Here is a 4,417-nt window from a genome sequence, read left to right as displayed (position 1 = left end):
CACCGGGCGGCGTGCGGCGGGCGGCGTGTGCGAGGGCCGCCCGGGGAGTCGGACACTCGTCTACGATCGTGGAACACGTTCTTGTTTTCTACCTCTCGGAGGTCCCCGTGGTCGTCGTCCATGACAAGCTCTTCTCCGGCACTCGCTGGACAGACCCCCTCTCCACCGGGGTTCTCGAGGTGACCTCCCCGGCCACGAACGCCGTCGTCGGGCGCGTGGCCGAGACCACCACGGAGGACGTCGACGAGATGGTCAGCCAGGCCCGGGACTCCTTCGAGTCGGGCGTGTGGCGGCTCACCCCGCCCGCCGAGCGCGGCGCGCTGATCGGCCGGGTCGCCGACATGCTCGAGGAACGCCAGGGCGAGGTCTGCCAGATCCTCTCCGACGAGATGGGCACCCCTCCCGGGACCGCCGCGATGATCCAGGTGACACCCACGCTCGGCGTGCTGCGGTACTACGCGAAGCTGGCCGCGGACTTCCCGTGGTCCGAGGTCCGGCACGGCGACTACGGCGCCTCGGTGGTCACCCGTCAGCCCGTCGGTGTGGTGGCCGCCGTCACCGCGTGGAACGTCCCGCTCTACCTCAACTCCGCCAAGCTCGGCCCGGCCCTGCTCTCGGGCAGCTCGGTGGTCCTCAAGCCGTCGTCCGCGACCCCGCTGTCCGCGCTGTGGCTGGCGGACCTGTTCCGCGAGGCCGGACTGCCCGAGGGTGTGCTGTCCGTGGTGACCGGCCCGAGCTCCGTGGGCGACCACCTGGTCTCGCACCCGGAGGTCGACAAGATCTCGTTCACCGGTTCCACGGGGGTCGGCAAGCACATCGCCGGGATCGCCGCGCAGAACCTCACCCGCTGCTCGCTCGAGCTCGGCGGCAAGAGCGCGGCGATCATCCTCGAGGACGCCGACATCGCCGCCAACGCCGGGACCATGGTGTTCTCCGCCCTGATGAACTCAGGCCAGGCGTGCGTGTCCCAGAACCGCATCCTCGCCCCGCGGTCGCGCTACGACGAGGTCGTGGAGGCCCTGGTCGAGAACGTCAAGGCCATGCCGGTCGGCGACCCGTCCGCCGAGGGCACCGCGTTCGGCCCGCTGGCCAACCACAAGCAGAAGGACAGCGTCGAGGGGTACATCCGCAAGGGTGTCGAGGAGGGCGCGACCATCGCCTACGGCGGCGGGAAGGTCGAGGGACTGCCCGCCGGCGTCGCCGAGGGTGCCTTCGTCCAGCCGACCGTGTTCACCGACGTCGACAACTCCATGACCATCGCCCAGGAGGAGATCTTCGGGCCCGTGCTCCAGGTCATCGCGTACGACACCGTCGACGAGGCCGTGCGGATCGCCAACGACTCCGAGTTCGGTCTGGCCGGAGCCGTGTACTCGGCCGACCCGGACACCGCGCTCGCCGTGGCGCAGCGGGTGCGCACCGGCACCATGGGCATCAACTGGTACGCCTTCGACCCGAGCGCGCCGTTCGGCGGCTTCAAGAACTCCGGCCTCGGCCGCGAGAACGGACCCGAGGGGCTGGACGCCTACTGCGAGCTGCAGAGCGTGCTCATGCCGTTCGGATGGGAAGCGCCCGCTCGGTGAGACGCGTATGAGCGCGGTGTGGGTCGCCCGCCCGGACGACCCACACAATCTGGCATGACAGCGGCGCCGGGCCCGGATCGGGTTCGGCGCCGCCGATGTCTCGGTGTGTCCCACCGGTCAGACGGCGATCCGGCAGCGATCCCCCGGAACCGATCCCCCGGAACCGCGAAATCCACCTGTTGGAATGCGATTCACCCACGGGCCTCCATAGGTGAATCGCAATCCGATAGGTGGATCGTCAGGGCCGGCGTGGCGGACGGGGTTCGGGACCGGGCCCGGAGTCCCTCGGGCACCGGGCGGCGGTCATTCCACGCGGTAGCCGACGCCCCGGACGGTGTGGACCTTGTTCTCGCCGATCTTGCGGCGCAGGGACCGGATGTAGACGTTGACGATGTTCGAACCGGGGTCGAAGTCCATACCCCACACGCTCTCGAGCAACTGCTCACGGCTGATGGTCTCGCCCTTGTTGCGCAGCAACATCTCCAGCAGCGAGTACTCGCGGTTCGTGAGTTCCTGGATCCGGCCGTCGACCTCGACCCGGCGGGTGCGGATGTCCAGGCGCATGCCGGCGTGCTCGAGGATGCCGGGGTCCTCCGACGCCTCGTGCTCGCGCAGGCGGAGCCGGATGCGGGCCAGCAGCTCCGGGACACGGAAGGGCTTGACCATGTAGTCGTTGGCCCCGGAGTCCAGTCCCTCGACGGTGTTCGCGACGCTGTCGCGGGCCGTGAGGATGATGACGGGAGCCGCGAACCCGCGGTCGCGCGCCTCGCGGAGCAGCGTCAGGCCGTCGATGTCCGGCAGGCCGATGTCCAGCAACATCAGATCGATGTCGGAGATGGTCGACAGGATGGACCGCGCGCTGTCCCCGTCCACCGCCTCGAGTGCGGTGTACTCGGCGCCGCCGAGTGCCTTGACCAGTACCGAGCGGATGAGGTCGTCATCCTCCACGACGAGCACATTCGTCATGCAACCCTCCTTCTAAGACAATGGAGTATTCCACGCGGAGCACGTGATTCGAGCGTGTCATCAGGTCGTGTCCCCGGGTGCGCCGGATCGCCGGTTCCGCTCGTACCGCCCCCTGCCGGATCGGCGGCGACGCTCGGGCCCCCGACCGACCGTGGGGGCGGCCTCGTCGAGGTCGGTGTCCACCTCGTCCCCGGCGTCGGAATCGAAGCTCGCGGGGACGTAGGGGACGGCGATGCAGAACGCGGCGCCCCCGCCCTTGGCGTTGAACGCGAACGCGCGGCCCCCGTGGGCCCGGGCGATCGTCGCGACGATCGCCAGGCCCAGCCCGGTTCCCCCGCGACCGTCGCGGAGCTGACCGCGGGCGGTGTGGAACCGCTCGAAGATGGTCTCCTCCTCGCCGGGCGGGATCCCCGGGCCGCTGTCGCGCACCCACCACAGCAACCGGCGTCGGTAGTTCTCGCGATGCGGCGGGTCGGGCAGTGGGCCGACCGCCAGATCGTCGGTGACCGTCGGGTCCCCCGGGGCGATCACCCGGCAGCCGATCTCGATCAGGTCCCCCGGTCCGGTGAACCGCACGGCATTGGAGCAGAACTGGATGAGCGCCTGGGTGATCCGGTGCTGGTCCAGCAGGGCGACGTCCTCGGCGTACGGCAGCACCGACCACTCGCGGTCGGCGATCACGTCGATCTTCGCCTCGACGTCCAGAACCAGTTCCGCGACGTCGGTGGGGGCGGTCTGGAGGAAGTCGGGGCGGTCGGAGCGCGCCAGGGTGAGCAGGTCCTCGACGATGCGGGTCATCCGGGACAGCTCGTCCTGCATGATCCGGGTGGTCTCGGCCCGCTCCTGCGGATCCTCCGGCATGAGATCCAGGTTCCCCTGGACCACGGTCAGGGGCGTGCGGAGCTCGTGGCCGGCGTCGTCGAGGAACTCCCGCTGCGTCCGATAGGCCTCCTCCACGCGCTCGAGCATCGCGTTGACCGTGTCGGCCAGGGAGACGATCTCGTCCGGTCCGTCGACGGGGACCCGTCGTGACAGGTCCGCGGCCGAGATCGTCTCCGCGGCCTCACGGATCCTTCGGACGGGGACGATCATCCGGCCGGCCAGGAGCCAGGCGACGAGCGCGCTGAGGACGATGCCGCCGGCGCCGGTGCTCAGCAGGAGGTCGGCGACGCGACCGGTGTCCTCGCGGGTGGGTGCGTCACTGATCGCGACCACGATGTTGGTCGGCCCGGCCGGGCCGTCGACCTCGGCCTTCCGCCACCGCACGGTGCCGTCGATGATACCGGACCCCTCATCCGACACCAGCCCGATCCGTTGGATCTGGGACCGCATGGCCGGGGGGAACAGGGTGTCGTCGTCCGAGCTGAACCTCGAGAGCGTGAACTGCGTCCCCGAGGTGGTGGCGGTCCCCACGAGGAGCAGCTCGGCCGACGGGTACTGCTGCGCCAGATACGCGCGGATCAGCTGCTCGGTGGTGGGGTTCTCCGACTCGGCCGACGGCAGGATCCCCGCGTCCATGAACGTCGAGAAGTCCGCGGCCTCGCGGTTGAGACGGGCGTCGGTCGTCCGTTCGGCGGTGAGATGGAGCACCTGCAGCGTGAACAGCACCATGGCGGCGAACACGGCGGCAGAGGTGAGGGTGATTCCCAGCGTGATGCGCAGGCGCGCCGAGTACCACCATCGGACCGAGGGCGCCCTTCCCAGCCGCGGGGTCACTCCGGCGAGGAACGGGCGTAGGACCGCGAGGAGTCCCGGAGCGCCCCGTCGCTGCGCGGGTGTGCCGAGGCGTGCGGGGGCGGCCCCGTGGTCCCCGCGTGATCTGGGCGCCCTGTCTCAGCGGCGTGCGGCGGTGGTGTGCGGTCGGTCTGGGG

The 4,417-nt window shown here is 70.3% G+C and carries 3 protein-coding genes; 1 reads left to right on the top strand and 2 read right to left on the bottom strand.

The features are described from left to right. Positions 1-107: 107 nt before the first annotated feature. Complete coding sequence (locus G6017_RS06960) at positions 108-1,580, top strand: aldehyde dehydrogenase family protein (protein ID WP_182616640.1); 1,473 nt, start codon at positions 108-110, stop codon at positions 1,578-1,580. 303 nt (positions 1,581-1,883) lie between these two features. Here the strand turns inward: G6017_RS06960 and G6017_RS06955 are convergent, their stop codons facing one another. Further along, the gene (locus tag G6017_RS06955; RefSeq protein ID WP_179523602.1) at positions 1,884-2,546 is read right to left on the bottom strand and encodes a response regulator transcription factor; all 663 of its coding nucleotides are present in this window, start codon (positions 2,544-2,546) and stop codon (positions 1,884-1,886) included. Between the two features lie 60 nt (positions 2,547-2,606). After that, positions 2,607-4,262: a sensor histidine kinase gene (locus tag G6017_RS06950; RefSeq protein ID WP_338404228.1), complete on the bottom strand. Its 1,656-nt coding sequence runs from the start codon at positions 4,260-4,262 to the stop codon at positions 2,607-2,609. Between the last annotated feature and the right edge of the window lie 155 nt (positions 4,263-4,417).

Origin of the sequence: Dietzia sp. B44, assembly GCF_014145245.1 — a bacterium.
Classification (GTDB): domain Bacteria; phylum Actinomycetota; class Actinomycetes; order Mycobacteriales; family Mycobacteriaceae; genus Dietzia; species Dietzia natronolimnaea.
This window is presented reverse-complemented; position numbering and strand designations above follow the sequence as displayed.